Origin of the sequence: Synechococcus sp. Tobar12-5m-g (assembly GCF_024345415.1) — a bacterium.
In the GTDB taxonomy this organism is placed as follows: Bacteria; Cyanobacteriota; Cyanobacteriia; order PCC-6307; family Cyanobiaceae; genus Regnicoccus.
This window is the reverse complement of sequence record NZ_JAGQBB010000010.1, coordinates 86,949-112,652: the sequence shown is the minus strand read 5'-3', so window position 1 is coordinate 112,652 and position 25,704 is coordinate 86,949. Positions and strand designations below refer to the sequence as shown.

32 protein-coding genes and 2 pseudogenes are annotated in these 25,704 nt (G+C 64.7%); 16 read left to right on the top strand and 18 right to left on the bottom strand.

The genetic code is table 11. From position 1 onward, the window contains the following. Positions 1-124: 124 nt before the first annotated feature. Entirely contained in the window at positions 125-649 is a 525-nt protein-coding gene (gene speG / locus KBY66_RS08230; protein ID WP_255088810.1) for a spermidine N1-acetyltransferase, read from the bottom strand. A gap of 395 nt (positions 650-1,044) precedes the next feature. On the opposite strand from speG, the gene KBY66_RS08225 reads away from it, so the two are divergent. Then, positions 1,045-2,226: a pyridoxal phosphate-dependent aminotransferase gene (locus tag KBY66_RS08225; protein WP_255088809.1), complete on the top strand. Its 1,182-nt coding sequence runs from the start codon at positions 1,045-1,047 to the stop codon at positions 2,224-2,226. Positions 2,227-2,236: 10 nt separating this feature from the next. On the opposite strand, the gene KBY66_RS08220 is transcribed toward KBY66_RS08225, so the two are convergent. Continuing rightward, complete coding sequence (locus KBY66_RS08220; protein WP_255088808.1) at positions 2,237-2,722, bottom strand: cupin domain-containing protein; 486 nt, start codon at positions 2,720-2,722, stop codon at positions 2,237-2,239. Positions 2,723-2,957: 235 nt separating this feature from the next. Between KBY66_RS08220 and KBY66_RS08215 the strand changes: the two genes are divergently transcribed. Together KBY66_RS08215 and KBY66_RS08210 are read left to right on the top strand one after the other, a co-directional pair. Continuing rightward, a complete protein-coding gene (locus tag KBY66_RS08215; protein WP_255088807.1) occupies positions 2,958-3,131 on the top strand; it encodes a hypothetical protein in 174 nt (57 codons plus the stop codon). 115 nt (positions 3,132-3,246) lie between these two features. Continuing rightward, entirely contained in the window at positions 3,247-3,777 is a 531-nt protein-coding gene (locus tag KBY66_RS08210; protein WP_255088806.1) for a glycoside hydrolase family 9 protein, read from the top strand. 246 nt (positions 3,778-4,023) lie between these two features. On the opposite strand, the gene KBY66_RS08205 is transcribed toward KBY66_RS08210, so the two are convergent. Then, positions 4,024-4,299 carry a hypothetical protein gene (locus KBY66_RS08205; RefSeq protein ID WP_255088825.1) on the bottom strand — a complete coding sequence of 92 codons (276 nt, stop codon included), beginning with the start codon at positions 4,297-4,299 and terminating at the stop codon, positions 4,024-4,026. On the opposite strand from KBY66_RS08205, the gene KBY66_RS08200 reads away from it, so the two are divergent. The 3 genes from KBY66_RS08200 to KBY66_RS08190 all read left to right on the top strand — a co-directional run bounded on the left by KBY66_RS08200 (position 4,243) and on the right by KBY66_RS08190 (position 5,777). Beyond that, entirely contained in the window at positions 4,243-4,500 is a 258-nt protein-coding gene (locus KBY66_RS08200) for a methyltransferase family protein (protein WP_255088805.1), read from the top strand. The genes KBY66_RS08205 and KBY66_RS08200 overlap by 57 nt on opposite strands. A 135-nt stretch (positions 4,501-4,635) precedes the next feature. Continuing rightward, positions 4,636-5,253, top strand: coding sequence for an ISAs1 family transposase (locus tag KBY66_RS08195; RefSeq protein WP_255088804.1), 618 nt, complete (start codon positions 4,636-4,638; stop codon positions 5,251-5,253). Further along, entirely contained in the window at positions 5,250-5,777 is a 528-nt protein-coding gene (locus tag KBY66_RS08190) for an ISAs1 family transposase (RefSeq protein WP_255088823.1), read from the top strand. The genes KBY66_RS08195 and KBY66_RS08190 overlap by 4 nt, the downstream gene beginning before the upstream one ends. 217 nt (positions 5,778-5,994) lie before the next feature. Here the strand turns inward: KBY66_RS08190 and KBY66_RS08185 are convergent, their stop codons facing one another. Together KBY66_RS08185 and KBY66_RS08180 are read right to left on the bottom strand one after the other, a co-directional pair. Continuing rightward, positions 5,995-6,264, bottom strand: a complete 270-nt coding sequence (locus KBY66_RS08185; protein ID WP_255088803.1) for a hypothetical protein — start codon at positions 6,262-6,264, stop codon at positions 5,995-5,997. Positions 6,265-6,354: 90 nt separating this feature from the next. Further along, positions 6,355-6,948: a class I SAM-dependent methyltransferase gene (locus tag KBY66_RS08180; RefSeq protein ID WP_255088802.1), complete on the bottom strand. Its 594-nt coding sequence runs from the start codon at positions 6,946-6,948 to the stop codon at positions 6,355-6,357. Between the two features lie 539 nt (positions 6,949-7,487). Here KBY66_RS08180 and KBY66_RS08175 point away from each other — a divergent pair. Next, positions 7,488-7,604 (top strand): annotated as a pseudogene (locus KBY66_RS08175) (histidinol-phosphate aminotransferase); the annotation flags it as partial. A 2-nt stretch (positions 7,605-7,606) separates the two neighbouring features. Here the strand turns inward: KBY66_RS08175 and KBY66_RS08170 are convergent. The 5 genes from KBY66_RS08170 to bchM form a co-directional block, all read right to left on the bottom strand. Beyond that, positions 7,607-8,857 carry a hypothetical protein gene (locus KBY66_RS08170; protein ID WP_255088801.1) on the bottom strand — a complete coding sequence of 417 codons (1,251 nt, stop codon included), beginning with the start codon at positions 8,855-8,857 and terminating at the stop codon, positions 7,607-7,609. A gap of 135 nt (positions 8,858-8,992) precedes the next feature. Next, positions 8,993-10,195 carry an aromatic ring-hydroxylating oxygenase subunit alpha gene (locus KBY66_RS08165; protein WP_255088800.1) on the bottom strand — a complete coding sequence of 401 codons (1,203 nt, stop codon included), beginning with the start codon at positions 10,193-10,195 and terminating at the stop codon, positions 8,993-8,995. Positions 10,196-10,276: 81 nt separating this feature from the next. After that, entirely contained in the window at positions 10,277-10,474 is a 198-nt protein-coding gene (locus tag KBY66_RS08160) for a hypothetical protein (protein ID WP_255088799.1), read from the bottom strand. Positions 10,475-10,580: 106 nt separating this feature from the next. Continuing rightward, positions 10,581-11,780 (bottom strand): aromatic ring-hydroxylating oxygenase subunit alpha, encoded by a 1,200-nt coding sequence (locus KBY66_RS08155; RefSeq protein ID WP_255088798.1) that lies wholly within the window; start codon positions 11,778-11,780, stop codon positions 10,581-10,583. Between the two features lie 79 nt (positions 11,781-11,859). Next, positions 11,860-12,576 carry a magnesium protoporphyrin IX methyltransferase gene (gene bchM, locus KBY66_RS08150; protein WP_255088797.1) on the bottom strand — a complete coding sequence of 239 codons (717 nt, stop codon included), beginning with the start codon at positions 12,574-12,576 and terminating at the stop codon, positions 11,860-11,862. 123 nt (positions 12,577-12,699) lie between these two features. Here bchM and KBY66_RS08145 point away from each other — a divergent pair, with 123 nt between their 5' ends. Then, positions 12,700-12,933: a hypothetical protein gene (locus tag KBY66_RS08145; RefSeq protein ID WP_255088796.1), complete on the top strand. Its 234-nt coding sequence runs from the start codon at positions 12,700-12,702 to the stop codon at positions 12,931-12,933. 56 nt (positions 12,934-12,989) lie between these two features. Here the strand turns inward: KBY66_RS08145 and KBY66_RS08140 are convergent, their stop codons facing one another. After that, a complete protein-coding gene (locus KBY66_RS08140) occupies positions 12,990-14,147 on the bottom strand; it encodes an N-acetylglucosamine-6-phosphate deacetylase (RefSeq protein WP_255088822.1) in 1,158 nt (385 codons plus the stop codon). A gap of 71 nt (positions 14,148-14,218) precedes the next feature. Here KBY66_RS08140 and purE point away from each other — a divergent pair, with 71 nt between their 5' ends. Beyond that, positions 14,219-14,794 carry a 5-(carboxyamino)imidazole ribonucleotide mutase gene (gene purE / locus KBY66_RS08135; RefSeq protein WP_255088795.1) on the top strand — a complete coding sequence of 192 codons (576 nt, stop codon included), beginning with the start codon at positions 14,219-14,221 and terminating at the stop codon, positions 14,792-14,794. After that, positions 14,794-15,924 carry an AI-2E family transporter gene (locus tag KBY66_RS08130; RefSeq protein ID WP_255088794.1) on the top strand — a complete coding sequence of 377 codons (1,131 nt, stop codon included), beginning with the start codon at positions 14,794-14,796 and terminating at the stop codon, positions 15,922-15,924. The genes purE and KBY66_RS08130 overlap by 1 nt, the downstream gene beginning before the upstream one ends. Here KBY66_RS08130 and KBY66_RS08125 read toward each other — a convergent pair. Both KBY66_RS08125 and KBY66_RS08120 read right to left on the bottom strand, forming a co-directional pair. After that, on the bottom strand, positions 15,887-16,330 hold the full coding sequence (locus tag KBY66_RS08125; RefSeq protein WP_255088793.1) for a hypothetical protein: 444 nt from the start codon (positions 16,328-16,330) through the stop codon (positions 15,887-15,889). The genes KBY66_RS08130 and KBY66_RS08125 overlap by 38 nt on opposite strands. Further along, entirely contained in the window at positions 16,314-16,622 is a 309-nt protein-coding gene (locus tag KBY66_RS08120) for a hypothetical protein (protein ID WP_255088792.1), read from the bottom strand. The genes KBY66_RS08125 and KBY66_RS08120 overlap by 17 nt, the downstream gene beginning before the upstream one ends. A 76-nt stretch (positions 16,623-16,698) precedes the next feature. Here KBY66_RS08120 and cax point away from each other — a divergent pair, with 76 nt between their 5' ends. The 4 genes and pseudogenes from cax to KBY66_RS08105 all read left to right on the top strand — a co-directional run bounded on the left by cax (position 16,699) and on the right by KBY66_RS08105 (position 19,678). Next, entirely contained in the window at positions 16,699-17,826 is a 1,128-nt protein-coding gene (gene cax, locus KBY66_RS08115) for a calcium/proton exchanger (protein WP_255088791.1), read from the top strand. Then, the gene (locus tag KBY66_RS08110) at positions 17,823-19,052 is read left to right on the top strand and encodes a pentapeptide repeat-containing protein (protein ID WP_255088790.1); all 1,230 of its coding nucleotides are present in this window, start codon (positions 17,823-17,825) and stop codon (positions 19,050-19,052) included. Before cax ends, KBY66_RS08110 begins: the two co-directional genes overlap by 4 nt. Positions 19,053-19,161: 109 nt before the next feature. Next, positions 19,162-19,230: pseudogene (locus tag KBY66_RS15865) on the top strand (hypothetical protein); the annotation flags it as partial. Position 19,231: 1 nt separating this feature from the next. After that, a complete protein-coding gene (locus tag KBY66_RS08105; RefSeq protein WP_255088789.1) occupies positions 19,232-19,678 on the top strand; it encodes a type II toxin-antitoxin system VapC family toxin in 447 nt (148 codons plus the stop codon). Here KBY66_RS08105 and KBY66_RS08100 read toward each other — a convergent pair. Continuing rightward, complete coding sequence (locus KBY66_RS08100; RefSeq protein WP_255088788.1) at positions 19,612-19,938, bottom strand: translation initiation factor; 327 nt, start codon at positions 19,936-19,938, stop codon at positions 19,612-19,614. The two genes, KBY66_RS08105 and KBY66_RS08100, sit on opposite strands and share 67 nt — an antisense overlap. Before the next feature lie 94 nt (positions 19,939-20,032). Here KBY66_RS08100 and trpB point away from each other — a divergent pair, with 94 nt between their 5' ends. Further along, positions 20,033-21,292 (top strand): tryptophan synthase subunit beta, encoded by a 1,260-nt coding sequence (gene trpB, locus KBY66_RS08095; RefSeq protein WP_255088787.1) that lies wholly within the window; start codon positions 20,033-20,035, stop codon positions 21,290-21,292. 23 nt (positions 21,293-21,315) lie between these two features. Here the strand turns inward: trpB and glsA are convergent, their stop codons facing one another. From glsA to KBY66_RS08080, 3 genes are read right to left on the bottom strand one after another with little or no spacing between them, the layout of a single operon-like run. Then, positions 21,316-22,302, bottom strand: coding sequence for a glutaminase A (gene glsA, locus KBY66_RS08090; RefSeq protein WP_255088786.1), 987 nt, complete (start codon positions 22,300-22,302; stop codon positions 21,316-21,318). Positions 22,303-22,305: 3 nt separating this feature from the next. Further along, the gene (locus tag KBY66_RS08085) at positions 22,306-23,115 is read right to left on the bottom strand and encodes a 20S proteasome subunit A/B (protein WP_255088785.1); all 810 of its coding nucleotides are present in this window, start codon (positions 23,113-23,115) and stop codon (positions 22,306-22,308) included. Positions 23,116-23,126: 11 nt separating this feature from the next. Then, on the bottom strand, positions 23,127-24,173 hold the full coding sequence (locus KBY66_RS08080) for an HrcA family transcriptional regulator (protein WP_255088784.1): 1,047 nt from the start codon (positions 24,171-24,173) through the stop codon (positions 23,127-23,129). Positions 24,174-24,445: 272 nt separating this feature from the next. Between KBY66_RS08080 and KBY66_RS08075 the strand changes: the two genes are divergently transcribed. Then, positions 24,446-24,883 (top strand): hypothetical protein, encoded by a 438-nt coding sequence (locus KBY66_RS08075; protein ID WP_255088783.1) that lies wholly within the window; start codon positions 24,446-24,448, stop codon positions 24,881-24,883. A gap of 442 nt (positions 24,884-25,325) precedes the next feature. Here the strand turns inward: KBY66_RS08075 and KBY66_RS08070 are convergent, their stop codons facing one another. Then, the gene (locus tag KBY66_RS08070; protein WP_255088782.1) at positions 25,326-25,685 is read right to left on the bottom strand and encodes a rhodanese-like domain-containing protein; all 360 of its coding nucleotides are present in this window, start codon (positions 25,683-25,685) and stop codon (positions 25,326-25,328) included. Positions 25,686-25,704: the final 19 nt, after the last annotated feature.

Here is a 25,704-nt window from a genome sequence, read left to right as displayed (position 1 = left end):
CGCTTTTTGGCCGTGGACTGCTCGTAATCACCAAAGCCGAGCTGCTTGATGCCCATGAACCCTGTTCACGCCTGCGATCACACGGCCATTCTCGCGCAGGGTGGTGGGGTTTTCCAGAGTCTCCCTAAGCCGTTCTAGCGAGGTAATTCTCCTGGAGGATATACATCCGTTTGACGTCGCGGTAGCGCCCTTCAATGAAAAATTCGCCAATCAAGTGACCTTCTTCAGTGAAGCCGCACTGTTGATACAAGTGCAGCGCCTTCTCGTTATCGACGGCCACGGATAGGTAAATCTTGTGTAGATTTAGGATGGTGAAGGAGTAATCCAATACTTTGTTGATACAGAACCGGGCAAAGCCTTTGCCCTGATGCTGGGGCGCAATGATGATCTGGAATTCAGCTCTGCGGTGAATGTAATCAATCTCGATCAGCTCCACCAGCCCAATCAGCTCCTTGTCTTTGTTTTCCACAACAAAGCGGCGTTCGGCATTGTCGTGGATGTGCCGATTGTAGAGGTCTTCAAGCTCGTCGAATGATTCATAGGGTTCCTCGAACCAGTAGGACATCACGCTTCTGTTGTTCACCTGATCGTGGATGAATCTCAGGTCGCCGCGCTCCAGTGCCCTCAGGGCCAGCTCTGTATTCGCCACCGGATCGCCAGCTCAAACGCTGAAGTGATTATGCTCCCGATTGCCTGGCCCCCAGCCGAGGAAATGGTGACAGGCTACCGCTGTGTTGTGTTTGATCCGAAAAGTGTGTTGTTAAGGGCTCCGCCTTCTCCAGTCGAGATAACATCCCCACCGTCTCTGTTGAGTCTCTCGATACTGTGGAGCCGCTCAACGTGTGGCTGATCGGCAAGATCCTTGGTCTCGATTGTCAGCAACCTGCTTGAGCCAGATCCTTTGGTGATGATTGGCGATCCAGGCGGCTCCCCGGCCCAGCCAGCCCAGTCCTGGCCCTGTCGATGGCGCCTGGGTGAGCGAGGCGGGGCAGGCTGGGCGGGAGGGCTTGGAGGATGGGGCCAAAGCGATCTGATACTGGCCCTGTGACCAGTCCCACCCCCGGCGAGCAGCCGGCCATTCCCCCGTTCCCCCTGGCCCGACCGGAGGTGGAAACCCTCACGGCCTACAGCGCTCCGCTGGAGGGTCGCCGCGGCCTGTTGCGGCTCGACTTCAACGAGAACACCGTCGGGCCCAGCCCGAAGGTGGTGGAGGCGGTCCGTGCGATCCCGGCCGATCACTACGCCATCTACCCCGAATACGCCGGCCTGCCTGAGGCGGTGGTCCGCTCGCTCGTCGCCGAAGCAGCTCCCGGCAACGGAACCGCCCTCACCCCGGCCCACATCGGCCTGTTCAACGGCGTGGATGAAGCGCTGCACGCCGTGTTTCATGCCTTCGCCGCACCGGGCGATCGGCTGCTCACCACCAGCCCCACCTTCGGCTACTACACCCCCTGCGCCCGCATGCAGGGCATGGCGATCGAGGCGATCCCCTATCGGTTGCCCGATTTTGCCTTTCCGTTCGAGGAGATCCGGGCGGCCCTGGCCGCCTCAGCCCCGCGGCTGCTCTTGATCTGCAATCCCAACAACCCCACCGGCACCCGGCTGGCGCCGGAGCGGATCCTGGAGCTGGCCGCCGCCGCCACCGCCACCGCCACCCTGGTGGTGGTCGATGAGCTCTACGAAGCCTTCACTGGCGACAGTGTGCTGCCATCGCTGCTGGCAGCAGGAGCAGCCGCAGGAGGAGCGCCCGACCCCTTCGCGCCATTCCCGAACCTGCTGGTGCTGCGCTCGCTGGCGAAAACCGCCGGGCTCGCCGGGCTGCGCTTCGGCTTTGCGGTGGGCGCACCGGCGCTGGTCGATCGTGTGAGCCGGGTCGGTGGCCCTTACGACGTCAACAGCTTCGCCGTCACCGCTGCCCATGCCGCCCTGGCCGATCAGGCCTACACCGACGCCTATGTGGCGGAGGTGCTCCGGGCGCGGGCCTGGTTGCTGGAGCACCTTGTGGCTGCAGGCGTGCGCCATCACGCCGCCGGTGGCAACTACCTGCTGATCTGGCCGGTGCGGCCGGCGGCTGATGTGGAGGTCGAGCTGCGGGCGGCGGGCATTTTGGTGCGCTCGATGGCCGGCAAGCCGCTGATCGATGGCGCCCTGCGGGTGAGCCTGGGCAGCACCGAGCAGATGGCCACCTTCTGGGCGGCGTATCGGCGCATCGAAGCCCTCGGCTGAATCCCCGCGATCAGGGGGAGCCGCCAGCGACCGGTTCGAGCACGGTGATCGGCTTGCCCTTCACCCCCGCATACACAACCACGATCTCGGCGGGTTCTGTGCCGTTGTTGGTGCCGTAGTGGGGCTGATTCACCATCTCGATCAGCCCGTCGCCCGCCTTCAGCTGCTTCGTGGGGCCCGCCGCGCTGGTCACCAGCAACTGGCCGGTGATCAACATGCCGGCGTTGATCACCGGGTGGTGGTGGATGGGAAGCTTCATCCCCGGAGGAATGGTGATGCGCAGCACGGTGACTTCCGGTTCACCGCGGGGATAGGCGGGCAGGCGCGTGCCGTTCCAGGCCTCTCCGGATTTCACCAGCGTCTGCACCTTGACGCCGGCCTGCTCCCCGTCCGCCCGTGCCGGCGGCACAGCCAGCAGCAGGCCGCCGCCGAGCAGCAGCAGGGCCAGCCAGCGCCGCCGGGTCAGCTGTCGCGCCTGGGGCCTGATCAGGGACATGGTCCGTGGAGGAAGGGGCACGGGAGTGTTTCGATCACAGGTCAGTTTGGGGGCCTTGCCTGGGCCTTGCCACGCCCGGCCATCGCCATAGCCTGCCCCTGCTCCGATCTCATCCCGTCACCGTGGACATCACCGCCGATCTCCCCGTCGTGCAGATCCGTCGAGCTGCCTCAACCGCCTGGCGGAGCAGCCGTACGGGCTGCTGGTGTGTTCCGACAATCTCGAGAGCGGGGACATGCTGCACCTCACAGCCACGGTCAAGTCCCGCCATCCGGCCATGGTGCGGGCCGCCTGGATCGATGGACTGGTGGCGGAGCAGGCCATGACCTTCCGCAGCGGCGCCCTGCAGGCGGCGGTGCTGGCATTCACCCTCCGAAGGGGGTCGCCCCGGGGGGCGAATCCGGCGTAAGACCTTGGCAGCGATCTGCTCTGCGCGATGTCCACCGTTGATCCGCTGAATGGGATTTCGTCCAATGACGCCGAGGCCCTTCAGAGAAGCTTCCTGTTTTTTTGAGGCGCAGCGTTTGGGCAACCTCGATGAAGCCAGCAGGCGGATCGACTGGCACGGTGACTCTGGCCTGAGGGATGGCGCCGATGGGGTGTACTTCGGTGGTCAGACCGCCGCCAACCTCCAGCCCGGCCTGAAGCTCGATCTCACCGGCGGTTATCACGACGCCACCGATGTGCTCCCCGACCTGGGTGGCGCGGACACGTTCCACATCACCAGCCTGCGCGATTCGTTGCTGAACGCCCGCGACCAGATCACCGATCTGGCGATCGGCAGCGATCGAATCGATGGCCCCCGGGCAGGGTCGGCAGCTGATCTGCGCGAACTGGGCCGGGGTGCGGACCTCACGCCCGTGGCGCTGGCGGCGGTGATCACCCCCACCTCATTCCTGGCCCACGGTGCCGCCAACTTCAACCTCGGCGCCCTCGGCGGCACCCGCACGTTTCTTGCCCTCAATGATGGGGTGGCAGGCTTCCAGGCAGCCAACGACGCCATCGTGGAGATCACCGGCTTCAGCGATTCGCTCCCGGCCCTGGCGATCGTGTGAGGCCTGTGGCAGGAAGCTCTGGTTCTACCTCTTAAATGGGCCTTGAGAGCATGGTGTCGTTGCGGAGATCATGAGGCGATTCCCAGGGTCATGGAGACTGAACTTTTCGCGCCTGCTCTGCCATCCCGCCACAGATCGTGTCATCGCGATCGTGGCGACCATCCCGTTTAGTATCGAGCTCTGGAATCGCTGGACAGAAGGTAGCGCTGACTTCGCAAGAATGGCGCTGGGGCTGAATATCCTGGTTCAGATCATCACCATGCTCTCAAGGGCGCCTGCGCAGCGGGTGTCGATGAATCCACTGTTCTGGCTGATGGCCTGCACAGCAACGTATGGAATGTTGTTTTTTCGGCCTTTGCATCCACGGGTCATCCGGTTGTCCCTGGTTGGGCAACCAATGCGATTGCTGTTTTTGCGATCATCATCCTGCTTTTCGCCCGCCTCAGCCTGGGTCGAAGCATCGGATTGGTGCCAGCCCAGCGGCGGATTGTCACACGGGGTGCGTATCGCTGGGTGCGACATCCGATGTACACCGGTAACTTCTTTGCCTTGCTTGCTGTTGTCCTCTCGTCGTTTGCTTGGATCAATCTTTGCTGGATGATGATCATCATGGGAATTTTTCTCGCTAAAAGTTTTATTGAAGAAGACTTTCTTCGCAGTGATCCAGAGTATGCGGAATATCTTGCGAAGGTGCGCTGGCGTTGGCTGCCGGGTGTCTTTTAGTTTTTGCCCAGTCCCACTGTGTTAAAATGTGAGGATGGCAGGCGGTGGAAAGGCAGGGCTGATTCAAAGTGTGTCACAGGCGCCCTGGCCGGGGCTGCCAGCATGGGGTGAGGTCGGCGGGATCGCCTCCTCCCAGTGCCTGAAACCGCTTTTGCCCCAACCGATCTCGACCTGATCAGCTTTCTGCAGGCGATCCCCGATGCCCGTATGCGGCGCGGGGTTCGTATCCCGGCCTGGTACCTGCTCCTGGTGGCCGTGCTGGGAATCCTGAGCCGTTGCCAGAGCCTGCGGGATCTGGAGCGGTTCGCCATCCGCCACCACAGCGTGCTCACCGAGGCACTTGGTCTTGAGTTGCGGCGGCCGCCTTCCGATTCAGCCTTCCGCTACTTCTTCCGCCAGGTGGATGTGGCAGCTCTCTGCGCTGCCATCCGCGACTGGACGATTGCCCAGATCCCAGGCGGTGCAACCGATCTTGACCAATTGGTGTGTGACGGCAAGACACTGCGCGGCTCGATCGAGCCCACGCCCGGCGGTGGCTCAGCGTTCATTGCCCAAGTCACGCTCTACTCAGCTGCCTTGGGTGTGGCGATCAGCCAGGCCTGCTACGCCACCGGTGAGAACCACGAGCGGGCGGTGCTCCGCCAGCTGCTCGGGGAGCTGGAACTCGAGGGTGTGCTGATCCAGGCGGATGCCCTGCACACGCAGCGCCCGTTTTTCAACTCCTCCAGGAGCAGGGGGCCGACTTCCTCCTGACCGTCAAAGCCAACCAACAGACCCTGTACCGCCAGATCCGCAGCCAGTTCCAGGGAAAGCGCAAGATCCCTTTTGTGGCAACGGATCACGAGATCAGCCACGGCCGCGACATCACCTGGACGCTGCGGGCCAAACAGGCCCCGGAGCACATCAGCGAGACCTGGATCGGCACCAGCTGGATCGTCGAGTTGGTCGCCATCGGGACCCGCGACGCCAGACCCTTCCAGGCCACCCACCTGTTTCTCACCAGCCTGCGCACCACCCCAGAAGGCATGCTGCAACTTGTGCGAGACCGCTGGAGCATCGAGGTCTGGCACTGGATCCGCGATACCCAGCTCCAGGAGGACGCCCACCGCTACCGGGGCAACGGTGCTGGCACGATGGCGACGCTGCGGACGGCTGCTCTCAACCTGCTGCGCCTGGCGGGGTTTCAGTCGATCCGGGCAGGCATGCAGGCGGTGATGCACGACATCACGGCGCTGCTGGCGATGGCGATGAGACAACCGGAACCAAGCCCGGACTGAGACTTTGAATCAACCCTGGGTGGAAAGGCCAAATTCTGGATCATTTCCCTGCTTCAGGTAGCAGATAAAGGGCCTTTGGCTTCTGGAAGAGTTACTGCTTAGGGTTTAGCCATTCGCGCAGAAACGACCAGTTACAGATCCAGACCATGGCTAAGCGAAGCGATTCAAGCATGGCCCTATGGTGTTGCAGTTTGCGCCAGGTTGAAGCGGCGTCATCTCATTCTGCAATGGCGTGATTGCATGATTGTTCCAGGCGAAAGCTTGAAACCACATGCACTGGACCAGCACAATGAATCGTTCCGATTGAAGTCATAGGCATCACCTTCGCGACCTGCAGGTGAATGATGCCAGCTGCTTTTCCCGAAGGCAGAGAGTCACCCATGCGTTCCAGAGCAGGCCTGACCACAAGCATCAAGACAACATCGGAGCCCAGGCTTGCTGACAGCAGCGTTAGCACGCCAATGAAGGCGATCGCCTCCTGGATCATCCTGAACAGCCTCACTGATTGACTGGCGGTTGATAGGCTCAGGGTGATCGAGGGTGGCGCAGGCGTATGGGCGTTGCATGGCCAGCGATGTCAGCTCTTTTTGGCGATCAGCACCGTGTGTTCCTCGGGCCATTGATCACGCTCCAGCAGAATGCATCTGCATCCGGCAGCTTTCATCACTTCAAGGTAGTCGTGATCGTTCAGGGAGCTGTGATAGAAGCTTACGTCCTGCATTTTGCCCATCACCACTCCATCCGTTCCGCCAACCGTGATCAGGATCACCCCTTGGCGGGCCAGTGCATGACAAAGTTTCTCAACCACGATCCTCTGCTGCCCATGGGGCACGTGGATGAGGCTGTCCCAGGCCGTGATGATATCGAAGCATCCAGGTGGCTCCCATTCGCATGCATCAGCCCACAGGAATGCAACATTGGAATGATTGTTCTTGGCGATGCGCAACATCTCCTGTGACACATCAATGCCAGTAACGTCAAACCCTCCGTTCACCAGCGCAGCTACGATTCGTCCGCCAGTTCCGCACCCCACGTCCAGAGCTCTTTGCCTCTCGGTGCAAAGGCCAATGGCCCGTTCCACATACGCAAGCCCTCTGCTCGAGCTTTGTAGCTCGGCATGCCACCAGGAGGCGATCATGTTGTAGGCGGCGCCGATTTCAGTTGGCTTCATCCGCTGCTACCGAACCATCGGGGGCACATACAGCTGCCAGGAGGCAGGGGCAGCTTCGGGGAAGGGAGTGTCTGAGACGCCTCCAGCCAGCGCAGGCCAGAGCCAAGCGTCATGAACGAGGTAGGCATGGTTAAGTTCGCTTGGCTGCAATGCCAGAGGATATGGCAATGGCCACAGTATACTCCGTAGAGTTCGAGAAAAGATCAGTACTTCGGACTCGTTTGTTGACCTTGAACTGCCACTGTCTCCCCCAAGTGCCTTCGGCCAGCAAAACCGCGTGAATAACACATATCTGATCCGGATCCTCCAGCAGGCTTAGTTTGATCAGATCTGCAACATCGTTGCCCAGAGCCCGATGGCGGTGAGCTTCGACGCCACCGAGACTCCGCCAAGAGCGATGTCCTGGGCACCTAGCAAATCCTGGAGGCGGGGAGCGGATGCTGGGGATGGTGGCCCCCGCCTGTCCGGTTCCAGCATCCTTCACGACGTGAACTGGTGGTGACATGGTGATCTGGATGAAGGCGCAGGCGGCGGCTGCGCAAGCTCTGCTTCGGCAGGCCGGCATCCTCGTGCGCTCGATGGCCGCCAAGCCCCTGATCGACGGCTCCCTGCGGGTCAGCATCGGCACCAAGGAACAGCTGGAACGGTTCTGGTAGGCCTATGGCGTGATCGAAACGTCCGAATCGCGCTGGAGGCCCTGAGGCAGCAGCACGCAACCCGCCAGGGCGAGACCGCCACAGCCGGCCAGAACCACGAACACCGGACCGGCGGGGAGCGTCCCACCTGGCCCGAAGTGGAGCAGGGAAAGGCTGCCGGCCAGGCCGGAGCCGCCCAGCACCAGCCCAGCTCCGAGCCCACTCCAGGCATGGGGCAGGGTGGAAAGGCCCAGGGCCGTCAGGGCGGTGAACAGCAGGCTGTGGAGGAATCCCAGCAGCGGCAACAGCGGCGGGATGCCCGCGGAGGGGAGCAGCAGGGTCAGGGCCAGGCTGACGCTCAGGCTGGGGATCACGCGAAGCAGCGCACCGCGATGACCCCAGCGGGTGACAAGCTTGCCGGCAAAGGGAGCCGCCAGGGCGGAGCTCAGCAACACCACCGGCGTCTGAGCAGAGAGGTTGGGGGCCGCCGCCGCGAGCGTCTGCACCCGAGGCAGCAGCTCCAGCAACACCTGACCCAATGCACCAATCGCCAGAGCCAGGGCCAGCAGCAGGGCGCAACGTCCCAGCGGCGGGGACGGGGCGGGCTCCTGTGCTGACAAGGGAGTGTCGGGGTGAGGGGTTGGTGCCGATCGCAGCACGGCCAGCCCCAAGGCCAGGATCGTGGCTCCCAGCAGCAGGGTGAAGGTGGGTCCAAGCTGCAGCGCCTCCTGGGCTAGACCACCGGCAAAGGCGCCGATGACCCCCTGGGTGAGCACCAGCAGGGCCGCGACCGTCGGGAGCCGCTTCAACGAAACGGCCTCGTTGAGCAGGGCCAGGCCAGGGCTTGAGGTCGCCTGCACCGCCGTCATCCAGACCAGCATCAGCCCCGGCAGCAGCAGGTTTCCCATCGCCATCCCCCCTTGCACGGTGCCGGCGATGGTGAGGAACACCGAAGCGGCCACCAGCACCGAGACGGTGATCGGCATCAGGCGTCCCCGTGCCTTGAAGGCCCACCGGTCGGAGAAGGCACCGCTGATCGGTTCGATCAACAGGCCCAGGAAGCCCGGCACCAGGGCGAAGGGGACCAGGAGGCTGGCGAACCCGTGGCCGCTCAGCAACACGGGCTGGTAGGCGCGGTAGATGATCCAGCCCATCTGCAGGGAGCCCTGCAGGGCCACCACCCCCCAGGCCAGCCGCCAGTGAATCGCCGGGGATGGCGGCTCGATCGGAACCGATGGCGAGAAAGACATCGGCAACAGGAGGCGACCAGCCAAGGGTGCCCGCCCAGCTTCATGGCTGCTGGGCCTCCGTGTCTACCTGTCGTCGTTTCGAGCGGCACGGGAGCAGGTGTTTCGCTGAATGCGCCGCCGAGCACGATCCACCAAACCCAATCCACCGAGCAGAAGGATTCATTCCTGATTCGATCTGGCCAGAGCATCCCAATAGGCTTCTCTGAACCAGGCAATCCGTTGCTCCTCAAGCCCTAGGATGGGCTCCTTCATCATTGAACCAGCAGCATCCTGCATCGCCTCGCAGATCAGGTAATCTTCATTGGTGATTCGCCTCAAGAAAACGCCTACGAAGAAGGGCAACCAAAGTTCAATGAATCGCTGAAATAGGAGGTTGAGCCATGAAGTTCCAGGCCTCTTAAATGGCGCTTGATAGTACCAAGTCTTTGCTATGGTGCGATTCAAAGCCGCTGGGCTGAGCTGGGTAATCGAGACGTACCAGGTGTGGAGTACCTGATAATGAAAGACGAGGAAACTTGGGAATATATTGAGAGCTCGATACGCGCCAGGTTGGTAGCTGTTGGCCTGGCAGTCTTGTGCCATGGCTGAAAAGTCACCTGATTGACCATCGAAGAAAAATCCGCTGTGTGGACCGAATCTCGGGCAATAGGCTTTCTCGGGGTCGAGGCATCCATCCCTTCCTAGGCTGGTGGGATGAACCGCAAAAGCATGATAATCGTCAACGGTTATATCATAAAGGAGTTTCCAATTTGCGTTGACGTCACTCGTGATGAAGCCAGGCCGAATCCCTTCTCGGCACATCGCCCGCAGAATTGGCCAGGCATCACCAAGAAACTCCTCAAGACTCTGGTCCTGGTGGGTGTCCGAAGGAGCCGCCGTGGTGCACCTGGATGAAGAACCTTCACCCGAAGTAGCGTCTTCTGTCTTCGTGGCTTGACGAGGAAAGCGTCCAAAGATGAGCAGACCGCAGCAGGCGATCTCAACGTTCCTCAGCCGTGCTCCCAGCTCCTTGGGGGACGTTCCGAACAGTTTCTTGCACTGGGGGATGCCCACCGCTTCCCCTTCCTGGTTGTAGACCCAATGATGGAAGGCGCAGCGGACCAGGCCGGATCCTTTCGCTGCCGTGCGAATCGGATGAAAGCGATGGCGACAGACATTCTCAAATCCCTTGATCGTGTTCCCGAAGCGTTGAACAAACACCGATCCGCCGCCCAGGCTGCACCGGATCCAGTCGTTGTCGTTGGGGATGTCGGTCGTCAGGCCCAGCAGCGTCCAGACCTGGCCCAGCGCGGCTTGCTCACTGGCAAAGGCCTCAGGGTCTCGGATCGAGCGGGCCCAATCGGAGCATTGTTGCTGACCCATGGGGGAGGCACTGCTTGCCATTGAACCTGAAGGCCACCACGATCAGGAGTATGACCGAATTCGTGGCGAATCCTGATGGCCTCAGATCCGCTCGAAGACGATCAGGCCCGAACAATAGAAGGCCGCCTTGTTGATGCTGCGGCGTTGAGGGCGAAAGCCTCCCCGTTCGGCCGCCGCCACGATGCCCTCTTTCCGCAAGGTGTAGGCGCGGGTGGCTTTGCTGGGACCCGGGAAGACAACGCCGATGCGCTTCAACTCGGCGAGCAAGGGGGGGTGCATTGCGGGAAGCTCACGATCAGCTTTCGTTTGGCATCGGAGCAGATGTTTAGGAGAATAGGCCCAAGATCCTGATTCAGCAAATCAAACAGCCGGGCAGGAATTGTCTCTACCGATTCGACTGGACCAGTGCCTCCCAATAGGCGTCCCTGAACCAGGCGATCCGATTCTCCTCACGCCCGAGTATGGGGGACTCATTGATTGAACCCGCTGGAACCTGCATGGCCTCGCAGATCACATGATCTTCATGGGTGATCCTCCTTAAGAAAACTCCAACAAAGAATGGCAGCCAGAGATTGATGAATTGCTCAACCAGAAGTCTGAACCATGAAGCTTGAGGCCTCTTGAATGGTGCTTGGAAAAACCAGCTACGAACCGTGGTCGAATGATGATCTATGGGGACGCACTGCGTTATCGTTACATACCACGCGTGAAGAGCTAGATTGTGGTTCACTAGGAAGTTTGGAAAAAAATTAAGGACTCGGTATTCTTTGGGCTGATAGCTTCCAGCCTGGCAATCTGCTGCCATGGACGACAGGTCACCTTGCTGCCCGTCGTAGAAGAATGCGCTGTGCGGATCGAATCTGGGATAATAGGCTTCATCGGGATCGAGCCAGCCTTCCTTCCCAAAGCTGGTGGGGTGGACGGCAAACGCGTGATACTCCTCAAGCGTGATCTCAACAAGGAGTTTCCAATTTGCCTTAACTTCGGTGGAGCTGAAGCCAGGCCGAATCCCTTCTCGGCACATCGCCCGCAGAATTGGCCAGGCATCACCAAGAAACTCCTCAAGACTCTGGTCCTGGTGGGTGGTTGAAGGATCCGCTGTGGTGCACTCGGATGAAGGCTCTTCACCCGCGGTGGAATCTGTTCTCTTCGAGGCCTGATGAGGAAAGCGTCCAAAGATGAGCACACCGCAGCAGGCGATCTCAACGTTCCTCAGCCGTGCCCCCAGCTCCTTGGGGGACGTTCCGAACAGTTTCTTGCACTGGGGGATGCCCACCGCTTCCCCTTCCTGGTTGTAGACCCAATGATGGAAGGCGCAGCGGACCAGGCCGGATCCTTTCGCTGCCGTGCGAATCGGATGAAAGCGATGGCGACAGACATTCTCAAATCCCTTGATCGTGCTCCCGAAGCGTTGAACAAACACCGATCCGCCGCCCAGGCTGCACCGGATCCAGTCGTTGTCGTTGGGGATGTCGGTCGTCAGGCCCAGCAGCGTCCAGACCTGGCCCAGCGCGGCTTGCTCACTGGCAAAGGCCTCAGGGTCTCGGATCGAGCGGGCCCAATCGACACGTTGTCGTTGATCCATCAAGGGAGCACTGCTCTCCATCGAACCTGCCAGCCATCATGGCCAGAGTATTCCTGGATTCGAGAAAAACCAGACCGCCTCAGATGCGCTCGAATTCGATCAGGCGGGAAAAGTAGAACGGCGCCTTGTTGAGGCTGCGGCGTTGAGGGCGAAAGCCACCCCGTTCGGCCGCCGCCACAATGCCCTCTTCACGCAAGGTGTAGGCGCGGGTGGCCTTGCTGGGGCCTGGGAAAAAATCACCGATGCGCTTCAACGCGGCGAGCAGGGGGGTGTAGGGCGCAAAGCTCACGATCAACTTCCGTTTGGCCAGGGAAGCCAGGTGGCCCACCATCTGCTCGGCAGGCTCCTGGGGATAGTGGATGAACACATCCAGGCAAATGACCGTGTCGAAGCTGCCGTCCAGGCTCTCCAGATCCGAGGCGGTGAACTGAAGCCGGTTCGCATCGATTCCTTCTGCCTCGGCACGCCGACGGGCCTCCGTCACCATCGCTTCCGAGAGATCGCTGGCCTGGATGGAGCCGGCGCCCAGCGTCGCCAGGGGCAGGCTGAGGCTTCCCACACCGCAGCCGGCGTCGCAGAAGCTGCGGGCCGCCAGGTTCCCCTCTCCCTGCAACCAATCCAGCACCTGATCCACCGTCTTCTGGTGGCCGAGGCGAATGTTCCGCTGCACCTTGTTGACGTCGTCGCTCTCGCTGTAGATGCGGTTCCAGCGCTCGAAGCCCGTGCTGTTGAAGTAGGCCTGAACCTCCGCTTTCTCGTCCGCAATGGCGCCTGCTTCGGCTGGGGTGGTGGACATGGTGCGGGCTGATCGTGGAGCGAATCCTAAGGAAGGGTCGGGCGATGGCCCTGGTTGAAGAGGGTGCCAGGGTGGCTAGATTCGTTTGAGCCAAAGGGCATTCATCCGCACGACTTCGAACCGATGGCACCCGTTTCCCGCGCTGCTGTTCTGGGCTTGATCCTGCTTTCCGGGCTTGCAGCTTTTCCTGCCTTTGCCAAAGTTCTTGCGGATGTGAAGCCATCACCCGGTGGATTTTACTGGCAGAAAGTTGAGAAGGCGGACAAGAGTATTCAGTACATGTGCCGCTCCAACAAGGAGGCAGGCGTCCAGAAGTCTGCGAAGTGTGAGGGCGCCAAGGCGGTCAAGCCGAAGTAGCCGACTGCGGTTCTTCACCTCACTCCAGGGATCCACGGGCTGCTCCGATGCCCAGCTCAGCCGGCCCGCTGCCACTGCAGATCGCGATCGCCTGGCGTGCTCCAGCGCAGGGCTTCGCCCAGCGGAACCCCCACCAGCATCTCCTCCACCGGCCGATCGTCGCCCAGCACCCGGCGGGGCAACACCGTGGCCGCCGCGATCGCCTGGGCTGGCGCGACGCCCCAGCGGGCCAACCGCACCACCCCCTCCAACAGCGGCAGGGTGGTCCCGGCCAGGGTGCCATCCTCCAGGCGGCAGCTGCCGTCTTCCACCAGCAACAGCCGCTCGTCCCAGCGGTGGCTCCCCTCCACGAGCCCATAGGGGCCGAGGGCGTCGCTGACCAGCACCACCTGCTGCGGCGCCAGCCGCTGCAGCAGCACCGCCATGGTCGGGGCCACATGCACCCCGTCGGCGATCAGCCCGAGGGCCACGTCGCCCCGCAGGGCCGCCGCCGCCACGGGTCCGGGAGCCCGGCGGTGCATGTCCGGCATGGCATTGAAGGCGTGGGTCACCATGCCGACCCCCGCGGCAAAGGCGGCGGCGGCTTCGGTCTCATTGGCGCCGCTGTGGCCCAGGCTCACCACAATTCCAAGGCGGAGCAGGGCATCGATCACCGCGTCGGCCCCCACCAGTTCCGGTGCCAGGGTCACCAGGTCGATGGCGTCCTCGAAGCCTCCGATGCGCTCGGCCAGGGCGGCGCCGCTGGGGGGGCAGAGATGCTGCTCCGGATGGGCCCCGCGGCGGGTGTTGGCCAGGAACGGCCCCTCCAGGTGGGCCCCCAGCAGCTGGCAACGGCCGGGGCGGTGCTGGGCGCGGGCCTCGCCGAGCACCGCCAGGGCCTGGCGCAGCGGCCCCACCGCGCAGGTCACCAGGGTGGGGCAGATCGCCTCCACCCCATCGCGCCAGAGCAGCTCCAGCAGTTCCAGCAGGCGCGGTAAATCATCTGGTGCGAGTTCCGGGAAGGCCAGGCCCAGCCCGCCGTTGATCTGCAGGTCCAGGCCGGCCGGGCTCAGCCAGTCGCCCTGCCAGTTTTCGCCGCCGGCGGTGCTGCCGGTCGCCAGCGGCAGCACCCTGGCGATCTGCCCCTGGTCGTCGATCCCGATCCGCCAGTGCTGGCCCCGTTTGTGGGCGCAGGGGCCGACCTGGGGAAGCCGAACATTGCTGAGCCAGCGCATGACGGTGGGCACCGGGGCGCCGCGAGCGGGAGAATGCCATCCTCGCCGCCGGTGCCCCGTGGTCGCTCTCGATGGTTGATCTGCCCTTGCCCGCCGCCGACTCCCCGGCCCCACCGGGTCCCGCCCGGGTGGCGGTGGTGATGGGCAGCGATTCGGATCTGCCCACCCTGGAGCCGGCGGTGGCGGTGCTGGAGGGCTTCGGCCTGGCCGTGGAGGTGCGGGTGCTCTCGGCCCACCGCACACCGCTGGAGATGGTTGCCTTCGCCAGCCAGGCGGCCGGCCGCGGCCTGAAGGTGATCATCGCGGGGGCTGGCGGGGCGGCCCACCTGCCTGGCATGGTGGCGGCGCTCACGCCGCTGCCGGTGATCGGCGTGCCGGTGCAGAGCCGCGCCCTCTCGGGCCTGGATTCGCTGCTCTCGATCGTGCAGATGCCTGCGGGGATCCCCGTGGCCACCGTGGCGATCGGCAACGGCGCCAATGCCGGCCTGCTGGCGGCGCAGATCCTCGCCACCGCGGATTCCTCCCTTGCTGAGCGGCTGGTTCAGTACCGATCCGAACTGCACGATCAGGTACGCAGCAAGGACGGGCGGCTGCAGGAGCTGGGCGCCACCGCCTACCGCCAGCAGATGGACCGGCAGCACGGCTGATGGCCCCACCCGCGCCCCTTCCCGCACCGTCGACGATGCCAATGCCAATGCGGCTGGGCCTGGCCCTGCCGCTGCTGGTGCTCAACCTGTTCGTGCTGCGTCAGCTGCTCGTCCCCCTGGCGCCCTTCCCGGCCCTGTTTCTTACAGCCGCCCTGATCGCCTTCCTGCTCGACATCCCGACCCGCTGGCTGACCGGCCATGGCGTGCCGCGACGGCTGGCCTTCCTGCTGGTGATGGGCGCCGGCCTGGGGCTGCTGGTGCTGGTGGCCCTGTGGCTGCTGCCGCGGCTGGTGCAGCAGCTGAGCGACCTGCTCCATGCCCTGCCCGGCTGGCTGGTGCAGGGGGAACTGCTGTTGAACCAGGCCCAGGACTGGGCCACGGCCCATGGTTTGCCCGCCGACTTCGGTGATCTGAGCAGTGAGCTGCTCAGCCGCTCCACGAAACTGGCCAGCCAGCTCAGCCAGCAGCTGCTCAGCCTGCTCGGGACCACACTCACCCTCACGATCAACAGCGTGATCGTGGCGGTGCTGGCGATATTCCTGCTGATCGGCGGCGAATCGATCAGCCGGGGCCTGGGTCGCTGGTTGCCGTCGAGCTGGAGGGAGCTGGTCCTGAGCACGGGGTACCGAACCTTCCGGGGCTATTTCGCCGGCCAAGTGGTGCTGGCCCTCATCCTCAGCGGTGCCCAGATCCTGGTGTTCACGGTGCTCGGCATTCCCTACGGCGTGCTCTTCGCCGTGGCGATTGGCTTCACCACCCTGATTCCCTATGCCAGCGCCCTGACCATCATCCTGGTGAGCGCCCTGCTGGCCCTGGAGAATCCCCGCACCGGCCTGGAGGTGCTGGCGGTGGCGATCACGGTGGGCCAGGTGGTGGATCAGGTGATCCAGCCGCGGCTGATGGGCCAGATCGTCGGGCTGCAGCCGGCCTGGCTGCTGGTCAGCCTGCCGATCGGCGCCCGGGTCGGCAGCCTGCTGGGCCTGGGCGATCTGCTCGGCCTGCTGCTGGCGGTGCCCGTGGCGAGCTGCCTCAAGACCTTTCTCGATGAACTGGCCAGGCGGCTGGGACTGCCGGAGCCGGAGGGGGAGACTCTCACCGCCCCGGCTGAGGCGGCTCAGGCTGAGTTGTAGCCGCAGCAGCCTCCTGCCGCAGCAGCGATGGCATCAGGGCGAACAGGAGCAGCAGGGCGAGGTAGACCGGGCCGGAAACGGGATCGCGATCGCTGATCACCTGGACCACCGTGCGGCCCTGCAGCCCCACCGCAACCAGGAACTCGAAGCCCACCATCAGGGCCAGGGCCGTGGCCCCCACCGGCAGGCGCACCGCCAGGCCCTGCGGCAACTGGAAGCGGCGCACCACAAGGCGGGCCGCCCCCACGATCACCAACGCCATCAGGGGCATCTCCAGAAGCTCGGCGCTGCGCACCCCCAGCCGGGGCACCACCAGCAACACCCGAACCGTGCCCAGCAGGAAACCGGCGCCGAAGACGAGGCCTGCGTAGGCGAGCGCGGCGGTGAGGTCAGGCCGAAGGGGCATGGGTGAGTTGTTGGCCATGGGAGATCCGCGGCAACTCAAAGTGATCGGTGGTGCGGCAATGCACCGCCGGCGACCTTGCCGCCGAGATGTTCATGGCCGCAAGCAGATCTTCCGTCATCACAGGCACCACGAATTCGCCCGTGTCCAGGATGTTGCGGGCCGTGCCCATGGGCTCGCCGTTGTGGTGGTGGCCGATGCCCACTTCCAGCTGGGGCGGATCGCTGCCGAACACATTGCCGAACAAATTGAAGTCGTCGATAGGGGGGGTGTCTTCCTTCCTGGCAGCGGCCATCGGCCCTCGACGTCCGCAGGGATGCGATTGCCTGGCCTGGGGTCCACCACAATGGGCGCCTCGTGGCTTTCCCCCCATGACCTCCCGCACCACCATCGCCCTGGGCCTGCTGGCGATGGTGCCGGTGTCGGTTGCAGCAGAACGACTGCACTGGGGCGACGGGGCGGTGTTCCTCACGACCGTGGCTTCGATCATCCCGCTGGCGATCTGGCTGAGCACGGCCACCGAGGAACTCTCGATCTCCCTGGGCCCCTCAATCGGCGCCCTGCTCAATGCCCTGTTCGGCAATGCCACCGAGCTGATCATCGCCATCAGCGCGCTGCGCGCCGGGCTGGTCGACATCGTGAAGGCGAGCATTACCGGCACGATCATGGCCAACCTGCTTCTTGCCCTGGGCCTATCGATGCTGGTGGGCGGCATCGGCCGCAGCGAACAGCGGTTCCAGCCGGTGGTGGCGCGGGTGAACGGCTCCGCCATGACCCTGGCGGTGCTGGCGATCCTGCTGCCCAGCCTGGCGGCGATGGGCTCCGCGGTTCCGGCAGCTGCCGCCGGGATCCCGGTCGCGATCGGCGACGGAGGCAGGGAGGCCTTCTCCCTGTTCGTGGCCGTCGTGCTGCTGCTGGTATATGGCCTCACCCTGCTGTTCTCGCTCCACACCCACCGCACCCTTTACGAAGTGGCCGAGGTGGACCTCGGCACCGAAACCGCAGATGGAGGCCACGCTCTTGCGAAGCCACCGCTGCTCCCTTGGCTGGCGGTGTTGGTGGGGGCCACGGCAGGCATCGCTTACGAATCCGAGCTGTTCGTGGGGGTGGTGGAGTCGGTCACCGAGAGCGTGGGCCTCTCGGCCCTGTTCACTGGCGTGGTGCTGCTGCCCCTGCTTGGTGGGGTGGCCGAATACCTCACCGCCATCACGATGGCCCGCAAGGACAAGATGGATCTCGCGGTGTCGGTGGCGCTCGGCTCCACCCTGCTGGTGGCTCTGCTTGTGGTGCCCGTCCTGGTGCTGCTGGGCCCGCGGCTCGGCCATCCCCTCGACCTCAGCTTCAACCTCTTCGAGCTGGTGGCGGTGATCACCGCAGTGGTGGTGAGCAACCTGGCGAGCCTCGATGGACGCTCCGACTGGCTGGAAGGGGTGCTCCTGCTTGCCGCCTACGTGATCCTGGCGGCAGGCTTCTATTTCCAGGCCGGCCCCCTCGGATGACCTTCCCCTCCGATCCCCGTTCACAGGCGCCGCTCCCGCCGGCCGCGTCGCTGCCTCCCGCGGGCCAGGCCTCGGCGCCGCCCTTCCGGGCGAGCAACAGGCTGAGCCGCCTCAACCAGTCGGCCTCGCTGCAGCTCCTGCTCGGCAGCGTGCTGATGCTGGCGGGCCTGGTGGGAGGCTGGCCCTGGCTCACCCTGGCGGCCGGGCTGTTCACCTTCGTTGCCGCCCTGAAGCAGCTGCTGCCGCCGCTGTGGCGCCAGCTCAGCGGCAGCCTCGATGACGGCCCCACCGCGCGGGTGCTTGCGGCGGTGGGGCTGCTGGTCGTGGCGATCGCCATTCCCCTGGCGCTCGGCTGGCTGGATCCCTTCCTTGAGATCTACCGCAGCCGCAACTGGGAGGCGATTGGCGCCATCGGCGAGGGGGTGATCGGCGCCATCGGCCAGATCCTGGTGGCGTTCGTGGCCCTGGCGATCGCCTGGCGGCAGGTGATGGTGGACCAGCGGCTCACCACCCAGCAGAACCGAATCACCCAGGCCCAGACGATCGACAGCTTCATCCATGGCATCTCCGAGATGATCATCGACGAGGAAGGGCTGCTGGAGGACTGGCCCCTCGAACGGATGCTGGCCGAAGGCCGGCTGGCCGCCGTTCTCAGCAGCATCGACCGCGAAGGCCAGGCCCGCATCCTGCGGTTTCTCGCCCATGCCCGGCTGCTCAGCCCCCTGCGCCGTGACCACCGCCTCGGCCGGGCCATCCTCGATGGGGAGGGCAACTATGAGGAGGACCGGCTGAACGGCGTTCCCGTGATCCGGTTGAACCGGATGCTGAAGGGCATGGATCTCTCCGACACCGATCTGCGCGGCGTCGACTTCAATGGCGCCGATCTGCGCGGCACATCCTTTGTGGGGGCCGACCTGAGGGAAGCCAACTTCGCCGGCGCCGACCTGGGCGGCGCCAACCTGGAAGGGGCACGACTGGAAGGCGCCCGCTTCTTCTACGGCCACCCCCAGAGCGCCACCCCCCACGGTTCGATCGGTCCCGTGGAGCACGAAAGCGGCAACGGCACCGGCGCCATCGTGGAAAACGCCAATTTCGCCGGGGCCCGCCAGCTCGATCCCGAGGCCCACCACTACATCGCCTCCTGGAGCGGCCCCCGCTCCCGCCACACCCTCCCCGGCGGTTCCCATGGGATCCCCAGCCAGCTGGAGCGCCTTCCCCCCGCGTGAGCCGATGCTTCTGGATGCACCTGGATTTCGGCCCGGCTCCAGAGGAACTTGGTTGAATCGTTTTCTATCCTGTGAAGGTTGAATTGCCGTCAACATCAAGCAATCCCGGGTGGAGGAGCTGCTGGGGCAGTTGCGGCAGCTCGCCGGACGAGGCTCCACGGAGATTGTGCGCAAGGCGATTGAGCAGCAGTTGCGGCGGCAGCGTCGGCTGTGGCGTTTGCAGCGGCTCCAGCATCAAACTCATTGCTCTGCAACTGCAGGCCTGCGCCCAGGCGCGGGCGATTCACGCCGGAGTCCCTCGACGACACCGCTGGCATGCCGGCAAGATTCCTGACACCGCCGTGATGCTCTGCAGCGTTCAGAGCGAGCCAGGCTGGCAGCAGCTCCTGCGCCAGTCGGAAGACGCTGAGGTGGTGCTGACATCGTCCGGCACGCTCCTGGAACAGCTGGTGGTGGCCCGCTGCAGGGCTGTGCAGGGAGCTGTGGAGGCGTTTGTCGAGTTGCTGGATCCCGACGTGGTGCCAGCGGATGTGGAGTTGGCCCGTCGAGGGCAGCGACTTCAGCCCCCAGCCTGCTTCGGTCGGAAGCCTTCCGCTGTAAGGGTTTCCAGGCAGGTGGCCACCTGATCCCCCTGCAGCTCGATGACGCCGCCTTTGAGGGTGCCGCCAGTGCCGGCCACCGCCTTGAGCCGTTTGAGCAAGGCCTTGGCCTCGGCGTCGCTGCCCTCCAGGCCGGTGATCGCGGTCACCAGCTTGCCCCCTTTGCCCGCCTTGGTGCGCTGCACCCGCACCCGCTGCTGGCCGCGGGGGGTGGCCGCTGGGGCCGGGCCCGTGGGCCGCTCCAGGCTCTCAGCCCCGCTGAACTCCCGCCAACCTCCCTTGCCCATCCCGTTCGATGCCGCGTCGCCCTCCATCACAGCGCAAGCCGGGTGGATGCAGCAGCCCCCCTTCCTAGGCTGGGTGAACTGCGCCCAGCCATCGGTGACCAGCACCCTCCCCCCGCGCTCGCCCGATCCCGCCACCCTGGCGCTCTCGGCCCGCCCGAATGCCCTGGGTCGCTTCGGGCGCTTTGGCGGCCAGTACGTGCCGGAGACCCTGATGCCCGCCCTGGCCGAGCTGGAAGCGGCCGCCGCTGAGGCCTGGGCCGATCCTGTTTTCACCGAGCGTCTCGATCACCTGCTGCGCACCTACGTGGGTCGGCCCACGCCGCTCTATGAAGCCGAGCGCCTCAGCGAGCACTACCGCCGCCCCGAGGGTGGCCCGCGCCTCTGGCTGAAGCGGGAAGACCTCAACCACACCGGCGCCCACAAGATCAACAACGCCCTAGGCCAGGCGCTGCTGGCCCTGCGCATGGGCAAGCGGCGGATCATCGCCGAAACCGGCGCCGGTCAGCACGGGGTTGCCACCGCCACGGTCTGCGCCCGGTTCGGCCTGGAGTGCGTGGTCTACATGGGCGCGGAAGACATGCGCCGCCAGGCCCTGAACGTGTTCCGCATGCGGCTGCTCGGTGCCACGGTGCAGCCGGTCACCGCCGGCACCGCCACCCTCAAGGATGCCACCAGCGAAGCCATCCGCGACTGGGTGACCAACGTGGAGAGCACCCATTACATCCTCGGTTCGGTGGCGGGCCCCCACCCCTACCCGATGCTGGTGCGCGATTTCCATGCCGTGATCGGCCAGGAGGCCAAACGCCAGTGCGCCGAGGCCTTCGGCCGCTTGCCGGATGTGCTGCTCGCCTGCGTGGGCGGCGGCTCCAACGCCATGGGCCTGTTCCATCCCTTCGTGGAAGACATCTCCGTGCGCCTGATCGGTGTAGAGGCCGCCGGTGATGGGGTGGCCACGGGCCGCCACGCCGCCACGATCACCGAGGGCCGCATCGGCGTGCTGCACGGGGCGATGAGCCTGCTGCTCCAGGATGCCGAGGGCCAGGTGCAGGAGGCCCACTCGATCAGCGCCGGCCTGGATTACCCGGGCGTGGGCCCTGAGCACAGCTACCTCAAGGAGCTGGGCCGGGCCGAGTACGCCGCCGTCACCGACGAAGAGGCGCTCGAGGCCCTGCAGCGGGTGAGCCGGCTGGAGGGCATCATCCCGGCCCTGGAAACCGCCCATGCCTTTGCCTGGCTGGAGCAGCTCTGCCCCACCCTGGCCCCGGGCACCGAGGTGGTGATCAATCTCTCGGGCCGCGGTGACAAGGACGTGAACACCGTGGCCGAGCGGCTTGGCGGCGCGATGGCGGGCTGAGGCTCTTTGTGGGCAGGGGATCTTCAGCTGCTGCAGCCTGGCCGCGAGGCGAACAGGTTCAGGCCCAGTTCCTCCGACAGGAAGCGAGCGGTGAGCTGGCCCCGCACGCTGTTGCCGGCTCCATCCAGCGGCGGCGAAAACGTGGCCAGACCGCCCTTCCCAGGTGCCACCGTGATCATGCCGCCGGCCACACCGCTCTTGCCCGGCAGGCCGACGGCATAAAGCCAGTCGCCGGAGTTCTCGTAGAGCCCGGCGGTCACCATCACCGCCAACACATGCTGGCAGTGGATCGCTTCGATCACCTGGTCGCCGTTGAGCGGGTTGCAGCCGCCGTTGGCCATCGTGGCGGCCATCACGGCCAGGTCCCTGCTGGTGACGGCCAGGGAGCACTGGCGGGTGTAGAGGTCGGTGGCGGCCTCCGGATCGCAGTAGATCCGCTCATGGCTGCCCAGCAGGCTGGCGATGCCGGCATTGCGCTGATTCGTGGCGGCCTCGGATGCATACACACCGGTATCGAGCGTCAGTTCCCGGCCGGCGAAGCGGGAGAAGCCTTCCAGGATGAAGGCCCATTGGGCCTCGGCCGTGTCTCCCGGCGCCAGGCTGGTGGCGGCGATCGCCCCGGCGTTCACCATCGGATTGCTGAGCCCTTCCGCCGAGCGCTCCGCCGCCAGGACCGAGTTGAACGGCAGGCCCGTGCTGTTGACACCGAGTTTCTGGCGGGCCTCCTGCTCGCCGATCGCCTGGCAGACCAGGGCGAACATGAAGGGTTTGGAAATGCTCTGGATGCTGAAGGGCTCGGTGGCATCGCCCACCTCGAAGACATCACCGCTGGTGCCCGCTACGGCGATGCCGAAGGTTTCGGGCCTGGCGCCGGCGAGGGCGGGGATGTAATCAGCGACGCGCCCCTCGATGATCGGGCCGAAGCGCCGGAGGGCATCCCGCAGCAGCTCCTGCACCACCGCCGTTTCCGGCAGATGGCCGGTCGAGATCCAGTTGTTGGGGCGGTTCATGGCCTAGGGGGTTTCCCAGGCGAAACGGGGAAGCTGCTGCAGGGCCTGGCGCTGGCTTTCGATCCAGACCTTGTTGATCTGAGCGATCTCGGGATGGCCCCGCTCCAGCTTGACGTGATGGGAAATCGCCAGGCTGTCTCGGGGATAGAGCGCCACCTCGAAGGGGGGGCCAACGGTGAGGTTGGAGCGGCGGGTGATCACCTGGGACACCAGGCAGAGCCGGGCGGCGTCTTCGAGCGAAAGCTTGTGGTGGCCGACCCCATCGAGGGGGGGCTTGCCGTACTTGCTTTCACCGATCTGGAGAAAGGGCGTTTCCGGGGTGGCCATGATCGCGTTCCCCTGGGGATAGATCAGGCAGAGGCCATGGGCTTGGCCCCCGATCTGGCCGCCGAGGATGAAGGTGGCTTCCCCGCTGGCGCCCACCTGCCGCAGGGCCGAATGGTTCTCGTTCTGCACCGCCACGCTGAGTCTGCCGATATAGGCCGCGGCTTCGAACAGGTAGCGGGCGGTCAGAAGGTCGGCGGGGGATTGGACCCCGGTTCCGCTTGCTGAGCCTTCGCCGAGATGAGCGCTGGAATGGGCCGGGTGGGGTCCTTCCCGCCGGGCCTGGTTGAGATCGCGGTTGATCCAGTTCAGAATCGCCTGGCTGGTGGCCAGGTTCCCGGCCGCAAGCAGGATGAATAGGCGATCGGCGCTGGGCTGGAAGACATGCAGCTTGCGGTAGCTGGAGATGTAATCCACGCCGGCGTTGGTGCGGGAGTCGGAGGCCAGCACCAGTCCGTCCTCCAGGAGGAAACCCACGCAGTAGGTCAAGGGTCGAGGCCTCAGCTGAGCAGCCGCTGAAGGCTAGTGGCCACCGATCGCACCGCCGCGCGGGCGGTGGCGTAGGCCATCCGCATCGGCCCCACCAGGGCGACCTGGCCGAGACTGCCGTCACCGGTTCGGTAGGAGGCCTGAACCACCGAGCAGGCCCGCAGGGCGGGGTGGGGGTGCTCGGCGCCGATCCACACCCCATCGCCGTGGAACGCCTCTGCCATCGCCGCCGCCGGGGCCCCTGTCCAGGCGGAGCCCAGCCCCTTGCCCCGCAGTAGGCGTTGCGGCTCCTCCTCCACCAGCTTGATCAGGGGGCGAAGGTTGGCCGTCTGGCTGAACTCGGGCTGGGCCAGAAGCCCGCTGAGCCCAAGCGCCACGGCCCCCTCAAGATCGGTGTTGCGCGCCAGGCGGTGGCTGCGCAGGGCCTGGAGCACCACGCGACCGCTGGATTGGAGCTGGGGTGGCAGCTCCTCCCAATGGATGCTGCCATCAGGGGCACACTTGAGTTGTTGAACCACCCAGCGCTCCAGGGCGGGCAGTTGCCCCTCGGCCCCGGGAGGCAGACGCACGTTGAGGCTGCTGGCTGTTCCCGCCGTCTCGACCAGAAAGATCAGCAGCCGGCCATGGCTGGGAACCAGGCGAACCGCCTGCAGCGTCGACTCCGGGCGCTGGGGCCGGGTGATCAGGCTGAGCAGCCCGGTCAGGTCAGCGAGGCGACGGGCGAGGTGGAGCAACAGGTCATCCAGGGCGGCCCACTGAAGGCCAATGGCTAGCAGCTCCCTTTCCAGCTGCAGGGCGCCGGCGCCGGGTGCCGGCAGCAGGTCATCGACAAACAATCGGTAGCCCTGCTGGCTCGGCACGCGACCTGCGGATGGGTGGGGTTGAACCAGCAACCCCTGCTGCTCCAGAACCCCCATCGCCGTGCGCACCGTGGCTGGACTGGCGGGAAAGCCGAAACGTTTCACCAGGGTCTGACTTCCAACGGGCTCAACCGTGTCGACGTAGTGCTGGACTGTCGCCCTCAACACCTGTTGGTCCCGCTGGGTCAGATTTGGCAAAGCGAGGGCAGATTATGATTCCATTTGGAAGTAACCTAAAGCATTGGGCAAGTCCTGGAGGAGTCCAGCGAGGTTTCTCTTGGACCCACTCAGCCCACTGATCGAAAAGTCTGATCGGAACAGGTTGAAACCCCCCTGCGTCAGGAAAGAAGTCCCCGGCGGGGCCGAACTCCATTTCCCTGGGGGGCTATGCCCTGATTGTGCTACTGGCTGTCAAGTTGGCGTCCGGTTTTTCCTTGGCCTCGCTCACGGTTCCAGTGCAACGACTTGGCTTGGCCTCGACGCTCACGGAGGCGGCTCCGTTCCTGCTTGTCTCCCTTGCAATGATCTTTGCCTGCGGCAATGCCTCCCGGCGTCGGTTGGAGGTGGAGGCGCTGGTGGTCTTGCAGCGCCTGCTGCTGCCGCTGGTGATCGGCTACGCCAGGTTGGCTCCGCTGGTCATCACCGATGCTTTCCGGGCCTATCGAGGCGCCGATCACCAGGGGGCTGCTCAGCTGCAACAATCCCGTCAATTCCGTAAGCAGGTTGTTGATGCCGTGGAGCCCACCACATCGGCCGCCGAACTTGTCCAGGTGCTGCGGAGATTCCCCCAGATTCGCTTCACTTCAGCATCAATCCATGACTGCCACTCGATTCGATCAAGAAGTCACTGTTTGATTGCCGCGACAATGCCGTTGACACCCTGGAGAACAGACAGGGAGACAAGCTGAGTGGTGCCCGGGTTGGGCTGTTGCAACGCACGATCGTAACGGCACTTCTCGCCTTGATCACTGCCACCTTTCTTCAACTGCTTCGTCAGCAGACTCTTCTTCAGATGCAGCATCAGAAGATGACACCGAAGCCCTATTATTCCGCGAATCTCCTTGAGCCTTTATCGCCCCTTTGTTGCTCCTCGCCGCCCAGAGTCCGTCCCTGGATCGGACCCGGCAACGCGATGGCTCCAAACGTTCTTTCGCCCCGACCCCACCAAGCAGCCCAGGCGTCCTCCCATCCCCCCGAAGCCCCCCAGCTTCCGGGCTCGGGCCCACCCTCGTTCTTGCAGAAGTTCTGGAGCTGCTCTCCGCCCCAGCCCCGACATAAGCGCCCACCAAAACCACCGAAACCACCCAAGCGCCCCCGGGGGTGAACACCCAAACACCCTGCCTGGGCCCCTCAGTAGCGAGGCACCGCAGGATCCACCTCCACGCTCCAGGCCTCGATGCCGCCGTGCAGGTTCCAGACCCGTTCAAAGCCCTGGGTTTCGATCAGCCAGCAGGCGAACTGCCAGCTGCGGATGCCGGCATGGCAGAGCACCACGACGTCCCGCTCCCGATCCAGCAGGACTCCGATCCGCTCCACCCACTCGGAGGAACGGCTCAGGGGCAGATGCAGCACCGGCACCGCCAGGCGGGCCAGCTCCAGCTCCGCCGCTTCGCGCACATCCACCAGTTGCAACGGTTCTCCCAGGGTGAGGCGCCGGTGCAGATCGGTGGCCCGAAGGGTGCCGGGGGGCTGAGGGGACTGGACGTTCATCGCGGCCGGGATCGTTGAA